Annotated in this window: 16 protein-coding genes; 6 read left to right on the forward strand and 10 right to left on the reverse strand. The window is 52.6% G+C overall.

The features are described 5' to 3' along the window. Positions 1-27 precede the first annotated feature (27 nt). The 5 genes from IPI86_RS13015 to IPI86_RS13035 form a co-directional block, all read right to left on the reverse strand. Positions 28-1,833, reverse strand: a complete 1,806-nt coding sequence (locus IPI86_RS13015; protein WP_345298438.1) for a glucosyl-3-phosphoglycerate synthase — start codon at positions 1,831-1,833, stop codon at positions 28-30. A gap of 19 nt (positions 1,834-1,852) precedes the next feature. Beyond that, on the reverse strand, positions 1,853-3,067 hold the full coding sequence (locus tag IPI86_RS13020; RefSeq protein ID WP_345298439.1) for a glycosyltransferase family 4 protein: 1,215 nt from the start codon (positions 3,065-3,067) through the stop codon (positions 1,853-1,855). Further along, the gene (locus IPI86_RS13025) at positions 3,064-4,407 is read right to left on the reverse strand and encodes a glycosyltransferase family 4 protein (RefSeq protein ID WP_345298440.1); all 1,344 of its coding nucleotides are present in this window, start codon (positions 4,405-4,407) and stop codon (positions 3,064-3,066) included. The genes IPI86_RS13020 and IPI86_RS13025 overlap by 4 nt, the downstream gene beginning before the upstream one ends. A 33-nt stretch (positions 4,408-4,440) precedes the next feature. Continuing rightward, positions 4,441-6,126 carry a sugar phosphorylase gene (locus IPI86_RS13030; protein ID WP_345298441.1) on the reverse strand — a complete coding sequence of 562 codons (1,686 nt, stop codon included), beginning with the start codon at positions 6,124-6,126 and terminating at the stop codon, positions 4,441-4,443. Positions 6,127-6,255: 129 nt separating this feature from the next. Beyond that, on the reverse strand, positions 6,256-8,640 hold the full coding sequence (locus tag IPI86_RS13035; RefSeq protein ID WP_345298442.1) for a hypothetical protein: 2,385 nt from the start codon (positions 8,638-8,640) through the stop codon (positions 6,256-6,258). A gap of 113 nt (positions 8,641-8,753) precedes the next feature. On the opposite strand from IPI86_RS13035, the gene IPI86_RS13040 reads away from it, so the two are divergent. From IPI86_RS13040 to IPI86_RS13065, 6 genes are all read left to right on the forward strand, one after another. Further along, positions 8,754-9,203 carry a MaoC/PaaZ C-terminal domain-containing protein gene (locus tag IPI86_RS13040; protein WP_345298443.1) on the forward strand — a complete coding sequence of 150 codons (450 nt, stop codon included), beginning with the start codon at positions 8,754-8,756 and terminating at the stop codon, positions 9,201-9,203. Between the two features lie 114 nt (positions 9,204-9,317). Beyond that, positions 9,318-12,470 carry a transglycosylase domain-containing protein gene (locus tag IPI86_RS13045; protein ID WP_345298444.1) on the forward strand — a complete coding sequence of 1,051 codons (3,153 nt, stop codon included), beginning with the start codon at positions 9,318-9,320 and terminating at the stop codon, positions 12,468-12,470. Positions 12,471-12,679: 209 nt separating this feature from the next. Beyond that, entirely contained in the window at positions 12,680-16,924 is a 4,245-nt protein-coding gene (rpoC, locus tag IPI86_RS13050; RefSeq protein WP_345298445.1) for a DNA-directed RNA polymerase subunit beta', read from the forward strand. Positions 16,925-17,254: 330 nt separating this feature from the next. After that, entirely contained in the window at positions 17,255-18,586 is a 1,332-nt protein-coding gene (gene ablA, locus IPI86_RS13055) for a lysine 2,3-aminomutase (protein WP_345298446.1), read from the forward strand. 33 nt (positions 18,587-18,619) lie between these two features. Next, on the forward strand, positions 18,620-19,264 hold the full coding sequence (locus IPI86_RS13060) for an NBR1-Ig-like domain-containing protein (RefSeq protein ID WP_345298447.1): 645 nt from the start codon (positions 18,620-18,622) through the stop codon (positions 19,262-19,264). Between the two features lie 20 nt (positions 19,265-19,284). Next, on the forward strand, positions 19,285-19,914 hold the full coding sequence (locus IPI86_RS13065; RefSeq protein ID WP_345298448.1) for an NBR1-Ig-like domain-containing protein: 630 nt from the start codon (positions 19,285-19,287) through the stop codon (positions 19,912-19,914). A 53-nt stretch (positions 19,915-19,967) separates the two neighbouring features. Here the strand turns inward: IPI86_RS13065 and IPI86_RS13070 are convergent, their stop codons facing one another. From IPI86_RS13070 to pheS, 5 genes are all read right to left on the reverse strand, one after another. Continuing rightward, the gene (locus IPI86_RS13070) at positions 19,968-20,261 is read right to left on the reverse strand and encodes a hypothetical protein (RefSeq protein WP_345298449.1); all 294 of its coding nucleotides are present in this window, start codon (positions 20,259-20,261) and stop codon (positions 19,968-19,970) included. Between the two features lie 87 nt (positions 20,262-20,348). After that, on the reverse strand, positions 20,349-22,202 hold the full coding sequence (locus tag IPI86_RS13075; protein WP_345298450.1) for a phenylalanine--tRNA ligase subunit beta: 1,854 nt from the start codon (positions 22,200-22,202) through the stop codon (positions 20,349-20,351). Positions 22,203-22,296: 94 nt separating this feature from the next. Beyond that, entirely contained in the window at positions 22,297-22,968 is a 672-nt protein-coding gene (locus tag IPI86_RS13080; protein ID WP_345298451.1) for a hypothetical protein, read from the reverse strand. A 169-nt stretch (positions 22,969-23,137) separates the two neighbouring features. Then, positions 23,138-23,470, reverse strand: a complete 333-nt coding sequence (locus IPI86_RS13085) for a four helix bundle protein (RefSeq protein WP_345298452.1) — start codon at positions 23,468-23,470, stop codon at positions 23,138-23,140. 38 nt (positions 23,471-23,508) lie between these two features. After that, on the reverse strand, positions 23,509-24,567 hold the full coding sequence (gene pheS / locus IPI86_RS13090) for a phenylalanine--tRNA ligase subunit alpha (RefSeq protein ID WP_345298453.1): 1,059 nt from the start codon (positions 24,565-24,567) through the stop codon (positions 23,509-23,511). Positions 24,568-24,677 lie beyond the last annotated feature (110 nt).

Here is a 24,677-nt window from a genome sequence, read left to right on the forward strand (position 1 = left end):
CGTTGTAAAGGTAATGTCTCTTGGCTTTTACGTCTTCTTTCTCTCCAAATATTCCTGCACCTCGATCATCGGCGGGCGTTCCAGTTCGGCGATCTGCTCCACATCGAGAAAGTAGCCCTTGTTGTTGTAGCGGATCAACTTCATGGACCGATTCACATCTTCCAGCATGACGCGGCCAATCCGATTTTCCAGTTTACGCATCACGGTCTGGATGATCGCGAAGGACATTTTGCTCAATGCCTCCAACGATTGGTTGTGATGGATGCGTTCGAGCAAATCCACCTGTGCAATGGCGTTCAAGCCGTAGCGTTCGTAAATGTCAATGAGCAGACCAGTTTCAACGCCATAACCTGAATAGAACGGTGCGCTCTCCAATGCTTCGCGCCTGCCCGCGTATTCACCCGAAAGCGGCTGCACCACGCCAGAAAGCTCGGGATAAAACAAATTCAACAGCGGGCGCGCCGTCAATTCGGTTACACGTCCGCCGCCGCCTGCCTGCATTTTTTGTCCCACACGCAGCGGTCTGCGATAAAAGCCTTTTACAAATTGCACCTGCGGATTGATCAACAGCGGCCCGATGATGCCATACACAAAGCGCGGATGAATATTGACGATGTCAGTATCGATCCACACGATGATGTCGCCTTTTGTCACCAGTAAACTCTTCCACAACGCTTCGCCTTTTCCGCGCCGCGCGCCCAATCGTTCCAGCAATTGCTGGTGGATGTAAACAGGCACGCCTTCCTTTTTTGCGATCTCGCGTGTGCGGTCTGTGGAATTTGAATCGATCAACACGATCTCATCCAGCAGTGGAATCCGCTTCAACAATTCCTTCTTCATCATTTTGATAACTTTGCCAACGGTCTGCTCCTCGTTTAACGCGGGCAGGGCCAGGCTGATGCTCAGCCCTTGTTTCTTTTTTAGTTCAATCAATTCGCGCAGTTGATTGAATTCATCTGCGTGAAAGGTATTCTCTGCAAACCATTTATCCACCAGAATGGAGATCGCCTCCACGCCCGCACTTTCATCGTACACCGCCTGCTGCGGCATTGGCCTTCCACTTTTGACCGCGATCACTGCGCAGGGCGCTTCACGCAAAATGCGGTCTGCCACTGGCCCCAGTGAAATGGAACTTGTCACAGGCTGAATGGTCGTCCCCAAAATAATGACATCCTTTTGCTTTGCATGTTCGAGGATGAATTGCGCCGAATCATCCGTAACTTCGAACTGCTTCTGCACCTCAGGCATTTGCTTCAGCACGCGCTCCAACCCCTTGAACGGAGCGTCCGTTCCTGCTTCGGGGTCATTTGAACGGCGGATGTGCAAAGCAGTGACACCTTGCGCATGCAGACCCAGCCCCACCCGTAATGCCAACTCCGCATGTGGACCGCCTCTTACCGGGACCAGAACCTGCTTCGGTTTACTGGAAATTTTTCCACGTACCAGAGCGACATCGCATGGCGGGCGGGCCAATATTTCGCTCATGGTTACATGCAATGCTTTGGGATGAGTTTCATATTCAAGGCAGAGTAGATCGGGTTTTTCATTCTGTAGTAGTTTCGCAAGTTCATTCCACGGTTCATGCGAAACGATCACCTGCGATTTGCTCGTGGTGCGCTTGTCCCTGCTGAAGACGCGCAACAGCCTGCGCAAAGCGCGCGCCGCCGATGCGCCCGTGCTCAACGATTGTTCATGCGGAACGATCACCACGCCCACGAGCGTGATCTCCGCATCGAATTGACGCGCGGCATCCAGGGCATGCAGCCCTGGCCCTTCGTGAATGAATGGAACGATGATGCTGTGAATGGGTGTAAATTCAGAATGCCTGAGCATGAGTTTTCCTTTTCGTTGATTATTTCAATAATGGCGCGATGTGCTGACGATAGATCGCCTCCCAGCGAAAGGAAGCCCGCGCACGCATCGACAGGCGTGCGGCAGGGGAGGATTGAAAATATTCCGCGATCATGCCCGAGATTTTCGCGGGGTCATCATCCGGGGAGAAAAAGGCCGCGTCGTTTAATCCCAGTTCGCGGAGTGGAGGAATATCCGCGCAGAAGGCGGGTAAATGGCTGAATGCGGCTTCGATCAATGGAATGCCGAATCCTTCCTCGCGGCTCGGAAATAAAAGCGCATCCGCAATACGATAAAAATCAGCGATGACTTCATCGGGCAAAAAAGAGTCGGTCAGCTCGGTGAGGAAGTGCGCGGAATGCTGCAAGCCAAGTTGGGCGCGCAAACTGGAAAGCGCCTCAAAATATTTATGGTTGTCGGCATTGTGCGGCCCCAGCGGACCCGTGACCACGAGCGCGGCATTTGGAAATTGCTTGCGTAATTCTGCCAGCGTATGCAAGGCCAGTTCTATATTTTTGCGCGGCGTCACGCGGACAGGCAGCAAGAGGATCGGCGCGGCATCCAGAAGTTTTGTTTTTTCAAGCAGGCTTTGCGTTTGTGATTCGAGTTTGTAAAAACGCGCCGCATCCACACCGTTTGGGATGATCTGAATGTCATCAGGTTGAATCTTCATCAGCGTGGATAATTCTCTACGGCGTAAATGCGAAACGACCACATGACTCGTTTCGCCCCAATCGGTGCGCAGCAAATCCCAGGGATAGCCATCATGTAATTCGGGTTGATAGCGCGGAGTCGTCCATGCGAGGTCGTGATGCCAGAGGATCAAACGCGGTAGTTTTTTGGAAATATGCAGTTGATAAAGCGCAGCTGTCAGCGCTAGATTTTTATTCAACGAACACACGTTATGCGCGATCAAAATATCCACACTTGCCAAAGTGGTTTGCAGTTGAATTACGAGTTCGTCGCGCAACGACTCAAAGTCTGGCGTCACTTCGCCGCGATCAAGTTGATCCTTCATGTGCGCCACGCGTTCATGACGCGAATCGGCAAGCGGGAGTTCGGTTAGTAGAATCTTATTGTTCAGCGATTCGCCGCGTGCCGCAATCAAGCGGACGGAATGTCCATTAGCAGACATCAATCGCGCATGATGCCCGATCACACTTTCCACGCCGCCGACAATGGGCGGGACGGAATAATGCAGAATGGCGATGTTCATACCTGCTGTCCCAAACAATCTGCGAGAATCGATTGCAGCCGCCGCTCCAATACGGTGAAAGAAAAATATCGTTTTGCAAGCTGATAATTTTCCTCCGCCCATGCCTGCGCTTCTGCGGGATTCAACAGGATTTCACGCACCTTCTTCAACGTGTCTATGCTGATAAATCCATCGAACCACACGGCACGAAATCCCTTCGGTTTGATATCCACTTCGTAAATAGAATAATTGTTGACCAGAATCGGGCGGCGATAATACACGGCTTCCAAAAACGCATTGCCAAATCCTTCGATACTCGATGGGTACGTAACCAAATCCGCATGCGGATACACATCACCGAGTGTGTAGATTCTTTTGCCGTCAATCGTTAATCCACGTTCGTCTTGTACCTGGTCCGCTTCAAAACGAATGGTCACATCCAACAGGCGGGCGTATTCGCGCACACGCTGTTCGTAATCTGAGCCTTCATCACCCGAAGCATGCGAGATGACAAGTTTTGCGGGCACGCCCAGCCTGCGTACCAGTTCAACGGCGTGTTCGATGCCCTTACGTTGAATGACGCGCGTGGGTTGCAGGAAAAAATATTCGCCCTGCTCAATGCCAAAATCTGCGCGAATGTTTTGGGTGTAGGCATCGGGCGCGGGCGGCGGAGAGTCGAAATCCATCACGTTTGGAATCACGCGCGAAGTCACTCCATAACGTGAAGCGATCTGCTGCGCTTGCAGTGAATTAATTACCACATGTCTAATCGATGGCAGTGTTGGAGGAAACGCCGCCGCAAGATAATCACCCACACAGTTGACTTGAAAACGCTGACGTTCCCAATGGAAATCATGATGATGCGCGATGGTCGGATACCCCGTCTCGGCGATGAACTCTGTGATGGCAAGACCCAGCGGCAGATTAAGCGGGATCGTCACTGCATTTTCGATCACCAGAATCTCCACTTCAAATCGGCGCGCAAATTTATACAACTCCGTTTTGATGTGTTCCTTCAATTCATTGACGCGGCGCGTCATTTGCGGCGGGCGCACATAGATCGAGAAAAAATCCTTTTGCAGCGCCGCGATTTCAGGATGTTCGGAACGCGCCTTCTTTGTGACCGTCCAACTGCCCGAATACGCCTGCTGATTTATTTTGTCAATTTCAGGATGACGATAAAACGCCTCTGGCGTGACCTGAGACTGGTCGCTGTTTCGATCGCATTCGCCAGCGAAATAGAAGCATTGATGCCCAAGCCTTTCGAACACCGTTGCCCACTTTTGCGTTTCCAACGAAACACCGTCGGTGCCTGCGAAACGGGTGGAAATGAAACCGATGTGATGAGATGGGTTTGTCATGGGATTACCTCTAATTTTTGTGTTGCGTGAAACTTAATTTATTTTCAACCACTCCACTTGATAGGGTTGAAGTGTGAAATTGGAAACCTGAATCGCCTGACCCGTAAAAAGATCAACTGCCGATTTGTGTTCTGTAGAAAATGAAACGATTTGATCGCAGACATTGTGCAAACACAACACGCGTGATATGCCGTCAGGTGAAACGCGTTCAATTGCAAAAACGGACGGGTGAACATCCATAATGGTTTGTGTTCCATGTGGATGAAACGCGGATGTACTGCTTCTGGCTTTCAATAGTTGAGAATACTTTGTGAAGACTCTTGAGCGCAGAGAGTTCTCGTCTGCGAGTTCATTTTGCAGTTCGCCTAATTGCAACTTCTCGCGGTTGATCGTGCGGTTGCGGCCCGTTTGTTTTACGCCTTCAGACCATCCACGCGAACCGAACAGGCTGTGAAAATAAATCCCGGGCATGCCGATGAACGAGAGCATGATGGCTTGCGCAGCGATGAAACGATTGATCTGTAAACTAATCGGCTCATTCGCATTTGGGTTGGAAAGCGCATCGAAATAATTAATATTCATCTCGTACGGGCTATGCGTACCGTCCGCGTTGTGCTTGTAGGAGATCAAACCGCCGTGTTCGAGGGTTTTGTTGATCAACGCGTTGATTTCCTCGTTTGAGAGAATGCCGCGTGCGGGGTTTATTCCAATGCCATCATGTGATGCGAGGAAGTTGAAAAAGGTTGTTTTATCGGAAGGCAGGGTCAGGGTCTTTGCCCAATTCGACAGTACACACGCATCGCCTGTGTGGAAGGTGTGCAAGGTCAACGGCGGCAGGGCGAAGTTGTAGACGAGCTGCGCTTCATTTGTCCCATCCCCGAAATAGGAGATGTTATCCACATGCGGAACATTCGTCTCAGTGATGAGATGGACATGCGGAGCGATTTCAGTCAATGTAGCTCGCAGAAATTGGATCACATGATGCGTTTGCGGCAGGTGAATGCAGGTCGTGCCGATTTCCTTCCACAAATAGGCAATCGCATCAAGGCGGATAAAGGTTGCGCCATGTTCGATATACATGAGTAAAACATCAAGGATTTCCAACAGCACTTCGGAATTTTTGAAATTGAGATCGATCTGGTCTTCGCTGAAGGTTGTCCAAACTTTTTTCTCGCCCGATGCCGTTTTGAATGTTGTCAACAATGGCAGCGCCCGTGGACGGACAACCTGGGAAAGATTTGGATCGCCTTCGACAGTGATGAAATAATCGCGGTAATTCGAATCGTCGTGCAGGAATCCCTGAAACCATTCACTTTGCGACGAAATGTGATTGATCACGCCGTCAAACATCAGCCTAAAGTTCTGCATAGCTGACACATCGTCCCAATTGCCAAGCGCGGGATCGATCTGGCGGTAATCCACAACCGAAAATCCATCATCAGATGTCCACGGATAGAAGGGCAGGATGTGGATTCCGCTGATAGTATCGGTCAAATATATTTCGCAAAACTTCCTGAGCGTTTGCAACGGCTTTTCGTTTGATGCTTGAATCTGGTCGCCGTAAGTGATGAGGATCGAGTCTTGCTCACTTAATTCGCTATTGCGCGATTTGATGCGCGGACGATATTTGCTCAGTAAATTTTTTGTGCGTTCGAGCAGGCGCGTTGATTCATTTTCCCCGTATAAAAAAGTGAGATGGTCAAGCAGTTTTTTTGTCATCAGACGTTTGTGGCTGGTGAAGAAAACTTGAATCCTCGTAAATTTTTATACCATGATTTTTGGGGCTTAAGATTAAATCCCTGTAAAACGAAAACGACTATCACATTGACAGTCGTTTTATATTTGAGTTTACATCTCAACAATACAGGCTTGTTCTTCTTTTACGATCACGCTTTCCCCGTTTGAGAAGGTTACAACCGTTTGCTCCAATCCGCGTGAGATGGTGAGACCTTTATATTTGATCGTCACAGGCCAGGGGAAGAGATTTTTGCCTTCGAGTTTTACTTTGACAGGGGAGAGGATCGTCACGCCCAGTGTTTGCATGAATAACCCCACAGGCGCGAAGCCATGCAATGAGTTGCGTTCGCCGATACCCGTCCCTTTTTCGGCGTGATAGCGATTGTAGAAGGATCGATTCTGTTTCAGGTTTTGGATCACGCCATTCATCAGGTGCGCGGTGAGGCGTGTGGCTTCGGCGCGGAATCCGTATGCGAGCAGTCCTTCGCCGATCAACTGATTCCAGGGGAGGGTCACGCTCATCGAAACGGTATCAGCATCCGGGTTGGGTGAGACCGCGAGCGATGGAAATCCAAACGGCCGATCGAATCGGTCCGCAGTCATCAAGTTTCGTCCGATCAATGCATTTGCCTGCTGCGTTTCGGGGATGCCCGCCCAGAGCGGCAATGCCAGCGTCAGGTCTTCGCCGGTGGTGTCGATTAGTTTTACAAGCACCTTGTCTTTTTCATCAAGGCCTGTCACACTGACACGGCCCACGCGCGTAAATAACTTTTGCGTGGTGGCAACCAGCCCGCCCGTGCGCCATTGGAATTGATGACCCAAAATGGTTTCGACTTCGCCTTTGGTTTTGGTGAAGTATTCGCTGATCTCCACTTCGGGGCGCTTCGCAGCTGGACTTTTGGTCTGGATCTCCACTAACAAGCGGACTCCAGCTTCGAATTCCACTTTCGGGCGTGCGTTGCCGTTTCCTTTTTTCTTGGCGATGATCTGGCCTGTCGAAACCAAACCTGTTTCGCGGTCGCGATAGGAATAAAAACTTTGATTCGCGTTCCAGCTTGCGATAATGGATTTCTTGAGCGTCTCTGCCTGTGCCAGCACAAGCATGGTTTCTTCTTCGGGTTTGCCGAGCTGCTTTGCGATCTTCACGATGGATTGTGCTTCACGATACAACATCGCTTCCAAAGATGGGCTGTGGACGAGTGAAATATCCAGCCCCTGAGACCACGGATGCCAGACATCGAAGACGGGATTGTCATCGAAACCCGTTTGCAGGATGTGATCCCATTCGGGGGCGCCATCGCGGTTGCGGTCGTGCGCGGAGGAGAACCATGCCCAGAAGAATTTAATTAGCTTCGGGAAGGATTCTGCAAGAAAGGCCTCATCTTGTGTGGCTTGATAATATTTCCATGCAAGGCTGACGAGTATCGGGGCGGCGATCAGTTTTCCGCGTTGGGCGCCGAGGCCGGGTTTGTTATCCAATTCGCCGTCTTCATCCTGCGTGGAAAGAAAATTGAGCAGAAGATTTTTTGCGATGTGCGGCGCGCCGTGCAAAATGCTGGAGATGTAGTACGCCTCCAGCGGGGATTGTCCATTCCACGAGGGCGGATAATCTCCACCGTCACCTTTGCGTGAGAAGCCATTATCCACGTGGCGGGCGTTGACAAAAGATGGATTTGGCAAATGTTCGCTGCCGCTGAAGAATAATCCGTGCGCGGCTTTTTGACTGAACGCAAATGCGGCATCCCAATCGGGGTCGCCGGTGCGGATGTCTAAGACTTGTGAAGCGTCAAGCAATTCGATGCGGGCGCGTTCCGCTTCCCACGGGCGGGCGGCGCTGTGACGGGCCAGTTCGAACGACATGGCGACGGTGTCGAGCGCTGCCTCAGCGAAGGTGATCTGCCGCGTGGCACCGGGACCAAGCTCCAGGTCCAGCATGAGCGAGGGCAGCGGGCCGGGGCCATGTTTGGGACCGCCAGTCATAAAGATGACGGGTGCGATTCCGCTGGTTTGTCCTGCCAGAATATTGACGAGTTGTTGTTGGGTGGGGATGATGGATTGACCATCGAGAGGCGCGAGCGCGGCGCAGACTTCGAGCTTGATCTGGCGCACGGCGTTGCTTTTGTTGGTGAGGATCACCCGCCCCGCCACAGCGTGCGATTCGGGAACCCAGAATTCGGTTGAAACATGCAGGTTTTCGAGGGGAACAAAATCGAGGGTCAGGAAGTTAGGAAAGAAGCGGCGCAGCGACGGTTTGGTGAAAAAGGTGTTAGGGTCTGTAACTGCAACGTTATTTTCGGTAAATCGCAGCGAAAGGCGCATCGAACGGGCGCGCAGACCGAAGGTGGTATAGAGAGAGATGGCGGCACGTTCGGGGTCGTTTGCTCCGAGTTCCACCTCCCAGATGTGGTCGTTGACGTAGTCTGGTTTGCACAGGCGGGCGTCCGCTGCCAGAGTGAGATAGAGCGGGTCGCCGGGGCTTAAAGACCAATCACGCATGGCGCAATTGTACGGGCGAAATGGCGAGAGGTCAAACGGGTATAATTTGGTTACAGGTTGGCAGGTTACAAGTTTGCAGGTAATCAATAATTGCTAAAACGAGGAGATGAACGATGGCTGGACTTTATTTTGAGGAATTTTCTGTCGGGCAAAAATTCAATACGGTTGGGCGCACGGTCAGTGAAGGTGATATTTTCAACTTTGCCGGTCTTACGGGCGACTTCAATCAGATCCATACGGATGCGGCTTTTGCGGCGACGACTCAATTCGGTCAGCGCATCGCTCATGGACTTTTGGGCCTGTCACTCGCCACAGGCTTGATCATGCGGACGGGATTGCTGGAAGGCACTGTCCTCGCCTTCCGCGAGATCACCGAGTGGAAGTTCGTCAAACCCTTTTACATTGGCGATACGATCTACGCCGAATTGACCGTGACCGAAACGAAAGCCCTGCCGCGTATCGGCGGCGGCGCCTTGATCTCGTCCATTGCTGTGAAAAACCAAAATGATGATATTTGTCAGCGCGGTTCGTTGAACTTGCTGGTGCTGAGCAAGCCAAAATAAAAGCTTTTTATCCGCAGATTTCACAGATTGAAAAATCAATAGTTTGTGAAATCTGCGCAACACTTGTACTGCGCCAAGCACAGTGCGGTGCAAGTGTCTGCGGATGTGTAAATCATGAGTAACGAAGACAACGACCGATTACGCCGAATTATCAAATCGGAAGAAGATACAAGAGGGGAGCGTACACCTGCGCCGATCGACCCAACTTCAGGAAACACCACTCCACTCTACCGCCCATCATTGGATAAGGACAACATGCCCTTGCCGCGCCGCGTCACTGAGGTGGATGTGGAGGGTACGCGAGTCAGCCGCGCCGCGTATGAACCAACTTCGCAGCGCATCCCGCAGCAGCAATCGCAAGGGACGCAGCAGACACAAGGGACATCACAACAAGCTCCACAGACTACTCAGACTCCCCGCCAAAAGACTTCGCAATTCAACTTTTCGCCCATCAATTGGCGCGGTGGTTGGGGTTGTTTTCTGCGCGGGTTGATCGCTTCGGCGTTTGTCGTTGTTATCATTGGGTTATGCTTGGGGTCGTATCTTGTTTATCAGTATTCTTCCATTGCCAGCACGCTTCCCGATGTGGGCGATTTGCGTGACCGTGCCTCAAAATTCGAGACCACCCGCATCCTTGATCGCAATGGGCAGGTACTGTACGAGATTCTAGACCCAAGCGCGGGGCGTCGTAACTACATTCCGCTTGCTAATATTTCTCCCAACCTTGTCGCTGCTACCATTGCCACTGAAGACAAGGAGTTCTATACCAATCCCGGTTTCGACCCGATCGCCATTATCCGCGCCTTGTGGCAAAACTATGTCACAGGCGGACAGGGTGGCGGCGCATCCACTATTACCCAGCAATTGGCGCGCGCGTTGATCCTTTCTCCCGAAGAACGCAGTCAACGCACGGTGACACGCAAGGCGCGCGAGATCATCCTCGCGGCGGAAATTACCCGCCGTTACACTAAGGATGAGATCATCGAGTTGTACTTGAATGAGATTTATTACGGCAACCTCGCTTATGGGGTGGAAGCCGCTGCCGAAACATACTTCGGTAAATCCGCAAAAGATTTGACCCTGGGCGAGGCCGCCTTTCTGGCAGGATTGCCGCAATCGCCTGCTATTTATGATATCTACACCAATGCAGAGATCACATTGATCCGCCAGCAGCAGGTCTTGGTGCTCATGTTCGAGCAGAGCACGGACCAGGAATGTATCAAGGTCAGCAACAGCGATACTCCGGTCTGTGTTGACCCGCTTGCCGCCACGCAAGCCGCAGACGAGATGAAAGTTTATTCCTTCCGCGTGCCATCCTTCGATGCGAAATATCCGCATTGGGTTAATTTTGTCCGCTCGCAGTTGGAGGCGCAATACGATGCGCAGACTATTTATCGCTCTGGTTTTGTGGTGTACACCACACTCGATGCGGCCTTGCAGGATCGAGCCCAGCAATATGTCTCAGACCAGATCTCCAGCCTTGTGGATAACAATACCCACAACGGTGCATTGGTTGCCATTCGCCCATCCACGGGTGAGGTGCTTGCCATGGTTGGTTCGCCTGACTTCAACAATGTCGAGATCTCAGGGCAGATCAACATGGCGATCAGCCCAACGCGCCAGCCGGGCTCGTCCATCAAGCCGATCACCTATGTCGCCGCCTTTGAAAAAGGCTGGACTCCATCTACGCTGATTTGGGATGTGCCCACACAGTTCCCAGATGGGGCGAATCCGCCTTACGAGCCGCGAAACTACGATGGAAAATTCCATGGCGCAATGACAGTGCGTATCGCGCTTTCAAATTCGTTCAATATCCCCGCTGTCAAAGCATTGGAGTATGTTGGAATTTACGACGATCCCAACACACCTGAAAAAGACGGGATGATCGCCATGGCGGAAAGGCTTGGCCTTACTTCGCTCACGCGCAATGACTATGGCCTCTCCCTTACGCTCGGTGGCGGTGATGTCAGCCTGATCGATATGACCTCCGCGTATTCCGTTTTTGCCAACAGCGGCAAACGCATGCCTCCCGTTGCCATCCTCAAAATCACCGATTATGCCGGCAATATCGTTTACGAATACAAACCCGCCGAAGGGGAGCAGGTCATCCGTGCGGAACACGCATATCTTATTTCGTCTATTCTCTCAGATAACGAATCCCGCTCGCTGATGTTTGGTCCCAACTCGTTGTTGAATTTGTCCTTCCCGGTTGCGGCGAAGACAGGTACCACCAACGATATCCGTGATAACTGGACCATCGGTTACACTCCCGATCTTGTCACTGGCGTGTGGATCGGCAATGCTGATTACACTCCCATGATCAATTCAACAGGCTTGAGTGGTGCAGCTCCCATTTGGCATAACTTCATGGAGTTTGCTGTTCCCTACCTCACCAATGGCGCACCCACTCCGTTCAATCGCCCGTCGGGAGTTATGGATCGGATCGTCTGCAAACTTTCAGGCACCGAGCCCGGCAACATGTGCGGTGCGCAATACACTGAGGTCTTCGCCTCAGACCAGCCACCGCTTCAGCCGGGTCAGGACCTTGTCCGCCGCATCCGCATTGACTTGTGGACTGGCCTGCAATCTTCCGATGCCTGCAAAGGGCCAAAAGATGAGGCTGTGGTCATGAACGTCACAGACAAGTGGGCGCGTGACTGGCTTGAAACCAATCCCGGCCGTGACTGGCTCGAAAACCACGATTTGCCGCGCAACCCCATCTATGCACCCGAGCGCGAGTGCAGCGCGAGCGATCCACAGCCCATCATCGAACTTAATTTTAGTGATGGCGAGACCATCACCACTCCCATCTTGAATGTCAAGGGCTCAGCTGCTGCAGATGGCGGATTTAGAACCTGGGTCTTGGATTATGGTCAAGGCGCTGAACCCGGCTCATGGTCCGTTTTGATCGAGAGCAATACGCCCGTCAAAAACGGCTCCCTGTATTCCTGGGATCTATCCAACGTGCCGAATGGTCCCGTTACTTTAAGGCTGACTTTATTTGGCGAGAAGGCGGAGGTGGAAAAGCGCGTCATTCTTAACCTCAGCCTGCCCATTCCAACGGTGCAGGTTCCTACACTGACAGCGACTCCGGTCCCCACCATCTTCATCATTCCTACCTTCCCAACCAGGACCCCAACGCCGATCATTATCATTGTCCCGCCTACAAGCACTAATACTCCGGTCCCATCAGATACGCCGACAGACTCTCCTCCAACAGAGACTCCCACCGAGACGCCGACCGAAACCCCAACCCCGGGGCCTTAAAGTCAGAGACTCTTCACTGATTAACACCCTTGACGCGGGTACCCCGCACGCATATAATTGCTCTGTTGGATGTAAAAACCGAGTCACATACAGCAAGCGCTTGAGAAAATACTCTCGAAGCGCTTGCCTTTGTTTGTCTCTGCGTTAAGACAGCTACATACTTGCAGAGATGCCCGAAATGATCTCTATTTATTTGAGGAGAGTACTCAGTGGAAACTAAGGGATTAACCGCACTTCGTATCAGCCTTGCCTCCCCACAGACAATTATGTCCTGGTCGTATGGTGAGGTTCTCAAACCAGAAACAATTAACTATCGTCGTCTGCGTCCAGAGAAGGATGGATTGTTCTGTGAAGCCATCTTTGGCCCCACCCGTGATTGGCAGTGTTATTGCGGCAAATACAAAAACCCCCGTTACAAAGGTATTACATGCGAAAAATGCGGCGTTGAAGTAACCCGTTCCGCAGTTCGCCGTGAGCGCATGGGACACATCACGCTCGCCACACCGGTTGCACACATCTGGTACACACGCCGTATCCCGTCGCAAATGGGTATGCTGCTCGATGTATCACGCCGCAACCTTGACCGTGTGTTGTATTTTGCCCAATACGTTGTCACCTACGTGGACGAGGAAGCCCGCAAGAAAGCCTTGCAGCGCCTCGAAGACGAAATTACCGTTTCTGAGCGTGAGCAGGCCGCTGGCGTAAACGCCAAAATTGCCGAGATCAAGACCAAGCGCGACCAAAAGATCACCGAACTTAAGCAGAAGCTTGTTGCGCTTGAGCAGGGTTACGACGAAGGCATTGCCGAGCAAATGGACCCGATGATCAAAGAGGGTCAGAAACTCGAGAAACAGCTTCAAGCCCAGATGGGTGAACCTGCGAAGAAGGCCGTTATCTTCGAACTTACCGGCGAGAAGATCATCGACGCCAACGACAAGGTCGCCAGCAAGCACATCACCATGATTCAAAAGAGTGTCCAGAAGAAACTGGAAACTCTTGAAAATGAATTGAAGGATAAGAAGCAGCGCGAAGTTGAAGAACTCAAGACCCAGTCTGCTGCCATCAAGGCTCAGGCAGATCAGGAAATGGAAGCTCTGCGCAGTGAGTTGGAGAATGAGACCACCGACACTTCAAATAGCTCTTCGCGCTTGCGTGATGAACTGTTGGAACTTCGTCCCTTCACATTCCTCAGCGAAATCCGCTACCGTGAATTGAAGCAGCGTTGGGGGCAGGTCTTCCGTGCCGACATGGGTGCCGAAGCCTTCTTCGATATTCTCGAACGCCTCGACCTCGATAAACTTTCTGAGGAACTCTGGCATGAGGTCCGCACCACCAAGAGCAAGCAGAAGCGCAAGAAGTCCACAACCCGTTTGAAAGTTGTGGAAGCGTTCCGCCGCTCTGGCAACAGCCCTGCGTGGATGATCCTGACCGTTCTGCCCGTGATCCCTCCCGATCTGCGCCCGATGGTTCAGTTGGATGGCGGCCGCTTTGCGACCTCCGATCTCAACGACCTGTATCGCCGTGTAATCAACCGTAACAACCGTTTGAAGAGATTGCTCGAACTCGGCGCTCCGGATGTCATCATCCGCAACGAGAAACGCATGTTGCAGGAGGCTGTTGACAGCCTCATCGACAACAGCCAGCGCGGCAAGGCCCTTTCCCGCCGTGGACGCCGCGAACTCAAGTCATTGAGCGATATGCTCAAAGGCAAGAAGGGTCGCTTCCGCCGCAACTTGCTCGGCAAGCGCGTGGATTATTCCGGTCGTTCCGTGATCGTGGTGGGTCCGCAGTTGAAACTGAATCAGTGCGGTCTGCCCAAGAGCATGGCGCTTGAACTGTATCGTCCGTTTGTGATTGCCCGCCTTGTGCAGAATAACTATGCGGCGAATGTCAAAGGTGCACGCCGCTTGATCGAGCGTAACAGGCCCGAGGTCTGGGAAGCGCTCGAGAGCGTGATTGGTGATCGCCCTGTCATGCTTAATCGTGCTCCGACACTGCATCGTCTTGGTATCCAGGCATTCGAGCCGATCCTCATCGAAGGCTCTGCAATTCAATTACATCCACTCGTCACCACCGCTTTCAACGCGGACTTTGACGGCGATCAAATGGCTGTGCATGTTCCGCTTTCACAGAAGGCTGTACAGGAAGCACGCGATCTGATGCTTGCTTCCAAGAATCTGCTCAAGCCCGCTGACGGTGAGCCGATCATTTCCCCGTCCAAGGACATGGTGTTGGGTGTGTATTACCTGACCATGGAAAAGAAAGCCGTTCACCGTGGCGATGGCCGCGCATTTGCAGACATCGACGAGGTGGAACTCGCCTATGCTCTTGGTCAGGTTGAAATTCACACCGAAATCAAGTTCCGCACGAGGACGTGGTACGACGATAAGGGTGACCGTCTGCCTGAATCCGAAATTCGTATCGTCAACACGACTGTGGGTCGCGTGTTATTCAATCGCGTTTTGCCCGAACAGGTTCAGTTTGTGAATGAAAAACTGGATAAGGGCGGTGTGAAGGACCTGATCGCTGAAGTGTACGAATTATGCGGACAGGAAGTCACCACCAATGTGGCTGATGCCGTCAAGAGCATTGGCTTTGAATATGCAACCCGTTCTGGCACCACGCTGGCGGTTGCGGATATTTCCATTCCGCCGGAACGCAAGGGCATTATCGAAGAAGCGCTCAAGTCAGTTGAAGTGGTATTGCGCGACTTCCGCCGCGGTCTGCTCACGGAACAGGAAAAGAATGAACGTGAGATCCAGATCTGGCAGGAAATCACCGAGCGTGTGGGTGTTGCCGTAAGGAAGCACATGGATCCGGATGGTAATCTTTCCATCATGGCCACTTCCGGTGCGACAAAAGGTGGTTTCTCCACCATTTCCCAGCTGGCTGGTATGCGCGGTTTGATGGCTGACCCATCCGGACGCATCATCCCGATGCCGATCCGTTCCAACTTCCGCGAAGGTCTTACTTCGCAGGAATACTTCATCTCAACACACGGCGCGCGTAAAGGTCTTGCTGATACAGCCCTCCGCACCGCTGATGCAGGTTACCTCACCCGTCGTCTTGTGGATATTGCACAGGACATCATCATTAATGAACACGACTGCGGCACGCACGAAGGTATTTGGATCCGCAAGTCAGATGACGTTGCCGGCCAGTCCATTACCAGCCGTATTTACAGCCGTCTTGTTGCGGATCGAATCCTTGACCCGAAGACTGGTGAGGTACTCGCTGAGTACAACGATGTCATCACCCATGACCTTGCCCGCAAAATCGCTGGCGCAGGCGTGACCGAAGTGAAACTTCGCTCACCCATGACTTGTCAGCTCACTCACGGTATCTGCTCGAAATGTTACGGCATTGACCTTGCCCGTGGTGAACTGGTTGAACTTGGCGCTGCAGTTGGTATTGTGGCCGCCCAGTCCATTGGTGAGCCTGGTACACAGCTGACATTGCGCACATTCCACACAGGCGGTGTGGCCGCCACCAGCGCAGACATCACAACAGGTCTGCCGCGCGTGGAGGAAATCTTCGAAGCCCGCAAGATGCCGAAGGGTGAAGCGGTTGTGGCTGAGATCAGCGGCATGGTGCATGTCCGCCAGTCTGAAAAATATGCCGACATGCGCGAAGTACGTATCGAGCATGCTGAAATGGTTCATGACGAATACGTCATCCCTGAAGACTGGAAGTTCGTCGCCAAGGATGAGACTGAAGTTCAAATCGGTGATGTCCTCGCCAACAAGGAAAAGGCGACCATTATCGCCCAGCACGCCGGGCGTGTGGCCGTGGAGAAAAAGGAGCACAAGATCATTGTCTCCTACGAACAACGCGAAGAGGTCATTGAAGACATTCCCACCACCTCTCGCCTTCTCGTTAAGGACGGCGCACGCGTGGAAGCTGGTCAGCCGCTTACGGAAGGTTCGCTCAACCCCCATCGTGTGCTCAAGATCCAGGGACGTGATGCCTGCCAGATGTATCTCATGACCGAGGTTCAGAAGGTGTATCGTTCACAGGGTCAGAACATCCACGATAAGCATTTCGAAGTCATCATCCGCAAGATGTTGAGCAAGGTTCAGGTGACTCGCCCAGGCGATACCAAGTACTTGCCTGGTGACGCTGTTGACCGCCTTGAGATCCGCAAGATCAACGAAGCCTTGCTGGCTGACGGCAAACAAGCCGCCCGTTTCCAGGAGATTTTGCTTGGTGTAACGAAAGCCTCACTCAGCACTGATTCCTTCCTCTCGGCTTCCTCCTTCCAGCACACCATCAAGGTGTTGGCAAGTGCGGCCATCGGTTCCACCACGGATCCGCTCTTTGGCTTGAAGGAAAACGTGATCATTGGCAAGCTCATCCCTGCGGGCACCGGCTTTATCCACGGCCGCTTCGCGGATGCGGAGAGCACACAGAACGCCACACAATGGTCAAACATGCCGGATATGGGCAGTATCTAGTCTATTTCTTTCCATAAAATAAGGCTCGCCCGCGAAAAATATTTTCGCGGGCGAGTTTTTTTAAGCAAAAAGGGCTCGCATTGAAATACCGACATTGACCCGCTTTCCGTTTGCTTTTACAATGTTATAGAGCGTCGCATAAATAACTGAACTGGAATCACGATATATCTGTGGTTTATTTCAAAAACTTGACGATTTATGCCGCCAGCGGAGAATGATGTACCTGAAATTTGCAGGATTTTTTCGCCCCGACCATGACCCTCCACGCGCAGCAACGCGTTATTACCCGTATTAACTTTTAAAAATCTTATTAACTTTCTGGAGGAAAAAATGCCCACCCCTATTGTGTCAAAACGTGCACCGATCTATGCCGATATCCCCGACGAAAAATGGAATGACTGGCGCTGGCAGTTAAGCCATCGTCTCAACACAGCTGAAGACATCGAAAAAGTCCTTCCGCTCACCGACTCCGAGCGCAAAGCCCTGCAAACGCAAGGCCTGTTCCGCGTGGATGTGACCCCCTACTTTATTTCCCTGATCGATCCGAATGACCCGGATGACCCAACCCGCAAACAGATCATTCCTGTTTCTGAGGAATTGAACGCCTTTACTTCCATGATGGAGGACTCTCTTGCGGAGGACCGCCACTCTCCCGTGCCCGGGCTGGTTCACCGGTATCCTGACAGGGTTCTCATGCTGGTAACGACCCAGTGCGCATCGTACTGCCGCTATTGCACACGCTCGCGCATCGTCGGCGACCCCGGCCAGACCTTCAACCGCCAGGAATTCGAGATGCAGATCGAGTACCTCAAGAACACTCCGCAGGTGCGCGATGTTCTCCTCTCCGGCGGGGATCCGCTTGTGCTGGCTCCCAAGGTTTTGGAGGAATTGCTCACCCGTTTGCGTGAGATTCCGCATATCGAGATTATCCGCATCGGTTCACGCGTGCCTGTTTTCATGCCGATGCGCATCACCCAGGAACTGTGCGATATGCTCGCCAAGTTCCACCCCCTGTGGTTGAACATCCATGTCAACCACCCAAATGAGATTTCGCTGGAACTTGCCGAGGCTTGTGATCGTTTAAGTCGTGCAGGCATCCCGCTTGGAAACCAGTCCGTGCTTCTGGCTGGCGTGAACGATTGCGCCCACCTGCAGCGCGAATTGGTTCAGAAACTTACCCGCATCCGCGTGCGCCCCTACTACCTGTATCAATGTGACCTCGTTGAAGGCGCCGGGCACTTCCGTACGCCCGTTGCCAAAGGAATCGAGATCATCGAAGCCTTGCGCGGACATACCTCCGGTTACGCCGTCCCACAATTCATCGTGGATGCGCCCGGCGGCGGTGGTAAGATTCCTGTCATGCCAAATTACATGTTGAGCATGTCTGACCATAAGGTCATCGTCCGCAACTATGAAGGCTATGTGACCACCTACGAAGAGCCGACCGAATACAAGTCGCACGACCCGAAGACCTGCAAATTCTGTCAGAACAAGCGCCCCGAACCCGGTCAGACCGGGCTGACCGGCATGCTCGACGGTGAGCAGTTGTTCATCAAGCCTGAAGGGTTCGACGAGCTTCATAATCGTGGCGGTGGTCAGCATCGTTTGCGCGACGAAAACAAGTGGAAGCCGCTTGGCATTGGATCTGGCGAAACAGACTAAAGGATCCCATAAAAGTTTGCGAAGGAGAAAATAATGAAAAAATCAAATCGAGCGATGATCACTCTGGTAATACTGGCGCTGTCCCTCAGCGCATGTTTGCCTGCCACGGCATCGAACCAGCAATCCCAGCAGGTTCAAAACACACAGAGCTCACAGGACGTGCAGTCGGATATTGGGACGGCCGTTGCCCAAACAGTCGAAGCGCAGAATCAAGTCAGCACTTTTGTCGCTCAGACCATGGAAGCGCAAGCCACACTCACTCCCACCGCCACGGCCACATTGTTTTCTCTTCCCACTGTGACGCCGTTCGTTGTGACGACCCCCACTGTACGTTCATCCGGTGGCGGCGGTGCTCCCCCCAAGGCGGAGTATTCCTGCGACATCATTCATCAGCGTCCGTACGACAACCAGGAATTCCTTCACGGGCAGGAGTTTGATATTAAATGGACTATTCTCAATACCGGCACAAAGACATGGCCCGCCGGGTATGACCTCAAATATTGGAGCGGCCCCAAGATGACCGGCGCTGGAACAGTGCAATTGCCCTCCATGGCCCCCGGCGACCAGTTCAGCGTGGTTTTTGACGCGGTTGCGCCCGACGAACCCGGTTTCCAGGTCATGACTTGGGTCGTACAGGGCCAGATCTGCTTCCCGTACGTTGCGATCTTTGTAAAATAAAAATCCAATCGGAGGATTTCATGCTCAAGCGGAATCAGCGGACACTGGCAATACTTTTTATCACTGTGTTGCTGCTTGCATGTGCGCCACTGGCCACTCCCTATGCTCCTCCAACCTTTGACCTTTTGCAGGTCAATACGATCATCGCCGAAACAGCGGGCGCGGCGGCAACACAGACCTTTGTACTGTTGCCGACCGCGACCGTGGCACCGACCTTTACAAGGGCGCCCTCGGAGACCCCTTCTCCGACGAACACTTTCATCTTCGTGCTCGCAACGCCTACTGTACCATCGCTTACGCCGACACCGGAAAAATCCGACGAGCCCTATGACTGTCAGATTCTGTCACAAAGCCCGGCAGACGACACCAGTTTTGTGCCCGGGCTGGCATTTCAGGCACGCTGGCAAGTCAAGAATATCGGCACCGAGACTTGGGGCGTGAACACGGCGGACTATCGCTTCGTGAGCGGCACCAAGTTCCACAAATTGGCGGTGTACGACATGCCCACCTCCATTCCAACCGGTGAGAAGGCGGATATATTTGTCGAGATGTGGGCCCCGATGGACCCAGGCACCTACACCACCACATGGAGGATCAAGGTCGGGAAGACCGAATTCTGCTCCATGAAATTGAAGATCATTGTGCCCTAAAACTAAAAATCCTCCGAGTGAAAACTCGGAGGATTTTTTTATGTTTTTCAGATTTAAGAAGCAGGGGGAAGGGGTTCGTTGCTGGCAGGGGTTTCTTCGGCAATGGTTTCGGGTTTCTTGCGAAGGGTAAAGAAACCGACTGCCACAGGGATAATGATCATAATGAAGGAAAGGCACAGAAAAACCGCGCCCACGGCGGGCGGCATGGGTTGGGTGCTGTTTCCTAATGACATTGTCCCGTTTCCTGTGAGACCACCAATGCCCATAACGCAGGTGAATAACGCACAGCATCCGCAGATCAAAGCGGTGGCGATGGTGGCGATCATGCCAGTATTCTTGTTGTTCATAATTTTCTCCTCATGAGTTGATTGATTTCATTAGCAGTATACATTCAATAAAAATGGGATGCAAGTAAATTTTGCATCCCATTGGTACTAACTTCTCAGCTTCGCGCCGACTTCCTTTTCCAGCCGCTTGACGATCTTGTTGCGGATGGCGGCAGCCTCGGCGTCGGTCATCGTTTTGTCGCCAGCCTGATAGGTGAGACTATACGCCAGTGACTTTTTGCCCGCGCCGATCTTTTCATCGCGATACAGATCGAAGAGGCGGACGTTGGTCACGCTTCTTCCTCCCGTTTGCCTGATCAATGCTTCGACAGATTCAGCCAGCACTGATTCATCCACGATGAGAGCGATGTCTTCATAAATGGACGGAGTCTCAGGGATGGTCTTGATTCCGTAGGTCGGAGCCACAGCGCGGAGAGTTTCCAAATCGAATTCAGCGACGAGGACGGCAGAGTCGCCCAACTCGTATTGTTCCTTCACCAGCGGATGCAGTTCACCGAATGCGCCTACGACCTGTCCGTTTACTTTGATTTCAGCGGCTTTGCCCGGGTGTAGGTGAGAGTAGGCGTCTGTTGCAGTGTAGGAAATGTTTGTGAGGCGCAGCCCGCTCAACATGAGTTCGATGCGTCCCTTCAAATCGAAGAAGTCAAGTTTGGGAGAGTCCTTCACATCCCACGCGGTCGCTTCGCGCAGACCTGTCATCGCAATGGCAAGTTTGCGCGGTTCGTTCGGCAGTTCGTTCTTGATCGGTTCGAAGACCGAACCGACTTCAAAGAAGGAGAAGGCTTCGCTGTAGCGGATATTCTTTTCGAGCGAGTCGAGCACCGATGCGATCAAACTGCGGCGCAGCACGCTTTTATCGGGCGTGATGGGATTCGCCATGCGGACGTAATCGGCATGTTTTGCGATGCGCGCTTCTTTTTCGGGCGAGGTCATGCGATAGGAAACGACTTCCTGCAAACCAAGCGCGACGAGCAGATCGCGGAGATGTTCCTCCCACTCGTGAATGGGATTGCCAACCTGCGGCGGAAGCGCATCAGACATGGTGGTGGTGGGGATGTTGTCGTAGCCGTAACTGCGCGCCACTTCTTCGAGCACATCGGCAATGCCGACGACACCTTCGCCGATATCCATGCGGTGATTGGGCGAGGTGACGCGGACTTTATCATTCGACACTTCGCATTTGAATTCGAGGCGCGAAAGCAGTTCGGCAATTTGCGCGTGTGTGAGGTCGATGCCGAGCCAGCGTTTGACATCGTTCGAGGTTACATCAACGACTGCATCTTTCGGCGGGAGGGGATAGGTATCCACGAGGCCGGGGGCGATGGTGCCGCCAGCCCATTCGGCCATGTATTTCAAGCCGAGACTGACGCCGCCTTCTGCGAGTGCAGGATGCACGCCGCGCGAAAAACGGAACGAGGCTTCGGAGGGAAGGTTATGTTGTTTCGCCGTGCGGCGGATGTTGATGAAGTTCCACGCCGCGCCTTCAAGCAGAACGTTGACGGTGCTTGTGCCGCGAATGCTGATCTTGCCCTGTTGCATTTTTTCATCGGGCTTGGCTTCGTTGCTGACTGCGTCCAACAATTCTTTGGAGGCGTCATACACTTCGCTTTCCGAGCCGCCCATCACACCCGCAAGCGAGAGCGGACCTTGCTCATCGCAGACGAGTACGTTCATTGAAGTGAGCGTGCGCGTATTTCCATCCAGCGTGGTGAGTTTCTCGCCATCTTTTGCGGCGCGGGTGCTGATCTTGATCTTCTTGTCGCCAGCGCGTGCTTTCAACACATCGTAATCAAAGGCGTGCAACGGTTCGCCGAGTTCGAGCATGGCGTAGTTGGTCGCATCGACCACGTTGTTGATCGGGCGTACGCCCGCGAGTTTGAGTCTGCGCTGAATTTGATACGGGCTGGGCTTGATCTCCACATTGCGGATCAATCCCGCCACGAAACGCGGATTGAGTTCGGGGTCGCTGATCTCAATTTCAACCAGATCGGTTATAGGTTGAAGGTTGAAGGTTTAGGTTGAGTGACTTGAACTTTCAACTTTCAACTCTCCGCCCGAGCATCGCCGCCAATTCACGCGCAATCCCAATCACATTGGCATTGCGTGCCATGTTCGGCAGGATGGAAATATCCAGCACGGCATCGCCCAGGTAATCAGCGAGCGGCATGCCCACGGGCGCATCATCGTCGAGGATGATAATGCCGTCGCTTTCTTCGGTGATGCCCAATTCTTTTTCGGAGCAGACCATCGAGTACGAGTCCACGCCGCGGATCTTGGCGCGCTTGAGTGTCATCAGCACCTGACCATCGGCGTGACCGTCATAGAGCGTCGTGCCTTCTTTTGCGTAAGCCACCTTGATGGGCTTCTCCAATTTGCCTGCGCCCTTCAAATGGAAGATGTTTGGCGCGCCTGTGAGAACCACCTGATCCTGCTGACCATCATACAGGTCGAGCAGAGTCAACTTATCAGCATTCGGATGCGCTTTCACTTCACGAATTTCCGCCACGACCAGTTTCTCGCGATCCCAGCCGATGCCGTTGGTCTTGAACTCGTGCTTCTCGCCTTCCTTGTAAACAGGCATGGGCAAGCCGACGTAGAGAATCTCGTCCACTTCCATGCCGGCGAGGGTCAACTTACGGGCAATGTCCTCAACAGACAGTCCGCTCAAATCGATGAAATCTTTTAACCAAGATAAAGGTATTTTCATAATGTAACTCCTTGTGGAGATGAATAGAGAGTAGATGATCAGAGAGTAGTGAAGGGCTAGGTTTCAGAAGTTTCGATGTTGTAGGGTTCGGCTTCTTCACGAACTTTGTGATTTGCACCGGGTTCGTTTTCGCCTTGTTTGCTCTTCTTGAGAAAAGCAATATAGCCATTCAACATTTTTCGATCTCTTCGCCTTCACTTTCCAATTCTTTGTATACCGTTTCGGCGATCAATCCTGCTTCAAAACAGACGATCAAGTGACTGAGAGTTTCTTCCAGAGAGCCGCGGGCGTTGTAACAAAAGCGGACGTTATCCTGGTAATAGAACCGTCCATGTCCTTCAGCAATATTGGCTGAGATGCTTGTTGATGAGCGGCGTATTTGCTGGTTCAGACTCCACTTTTCTTCTTGAGGAAGTAAAGGCAAGACCTGCTTGTAAATTTTTACAGCAAAATCCTTTGCTTTTTCCCAGACTTTCAACCGCTTCAATCCGTCCACGCTCATAACTATTCTCTACTCTCTTTTCTCTAATCTCTTATCACCTAGAATTGTTCCAAAAATCTCACATCGTTACCCCAGAAGTAACGGATGTCGCCGACTTTGTTTCTCAGCATCAACTGACGTTCAGGTCCCATACCCCAGGCGAAGCCAGAGTAGACCTTCGGGTCGTAGCCGCCGTTCATCAACACATTCGGGTGAACCATACCGCAGCCGAGGATTTCAAGCCAGCCCGAATTCTTGCAGACCTGGCAGCCCTTGCCACCGCACACGAAACATTCCACATCTATTTCGGCGGAGGGTTCCGTGAACGGGAAGTACGAAGCACGGAAGCGCAGCCGCGCGCCTTCACCGAACATGCGGCGCACAAAGTCTGCGATCGTGCCTTTCAGATCCGCGAAGGTGATGTTCTTGCCAACCGCGAGTCCTTCCACCTGATTGAACTGCACTTCAGACCGCGCCGTGATCTGCTCATAGCGGAAACACATACCCGGCAGCGCAATGCGGATCGGCGGCGGGTCGCTCGGATTGGTCGCAGCGAATTTACGCATCGCGTGGATTTGTCCCGGCGATGTATGTGTGCGCATCAAAATCGGATTATCACCGCGGTTTTCCGCTTCTACAAAAAACGTATCCTGCATATCGCGCGCAGGGTGATGCAGCGGGAAATTCAGCATCTGAAAATTCATGTCATCGGTTTCCACTTCGCGCGAAGTGAACACCTGAAAACCCATCTCCGCCAAAATCGCCAGCACACGCCGCAACTGCTGTGTGGATGGATGCAGCCGCCCGATATTCTTCGCGCGCCCGGGCAGGGTCACATCCAATTTTTCTTCGGCGAGGGATTTCGCCAACGCGGCATTTTTCACCGCTGCGGCTTTTTCCTCCAAAGCGGCTTCCAGCGCCACCTTCACACGGTTCGCCGCCGCGCCGACAACGGGTCGCTCTTCCTTTGAGAGTTTGCCCAAGCTGGAAAAGACTCCCATCAATTCCGAACTGCGACCCAAGTGGGTCACGCGCCATGCCTCAACAGCGGCGGGATCATCCACAACAGCCAGTGACTCCAATGCGGCTTTTTCGATTTCGTTTAATTTGTCTTGCATATATGCCTCCAAAACTAGATGGTAGAGATTAGAGAATGGAGACTAGTAACTACTCATCTACTCTCTATTCGTCTACTCCCTGCTCTTTACAAACAAAAACCTCCCGTCCA

Source organism: Candidatus Villigracilis affinis (assembly GCF_016705895.1).
Lineage (GTDB): Bacteria > Chloroflexota > Anaerolineae > Anaerolineales > Villigracilaceae > Villigracilis > Villigracilis affinis.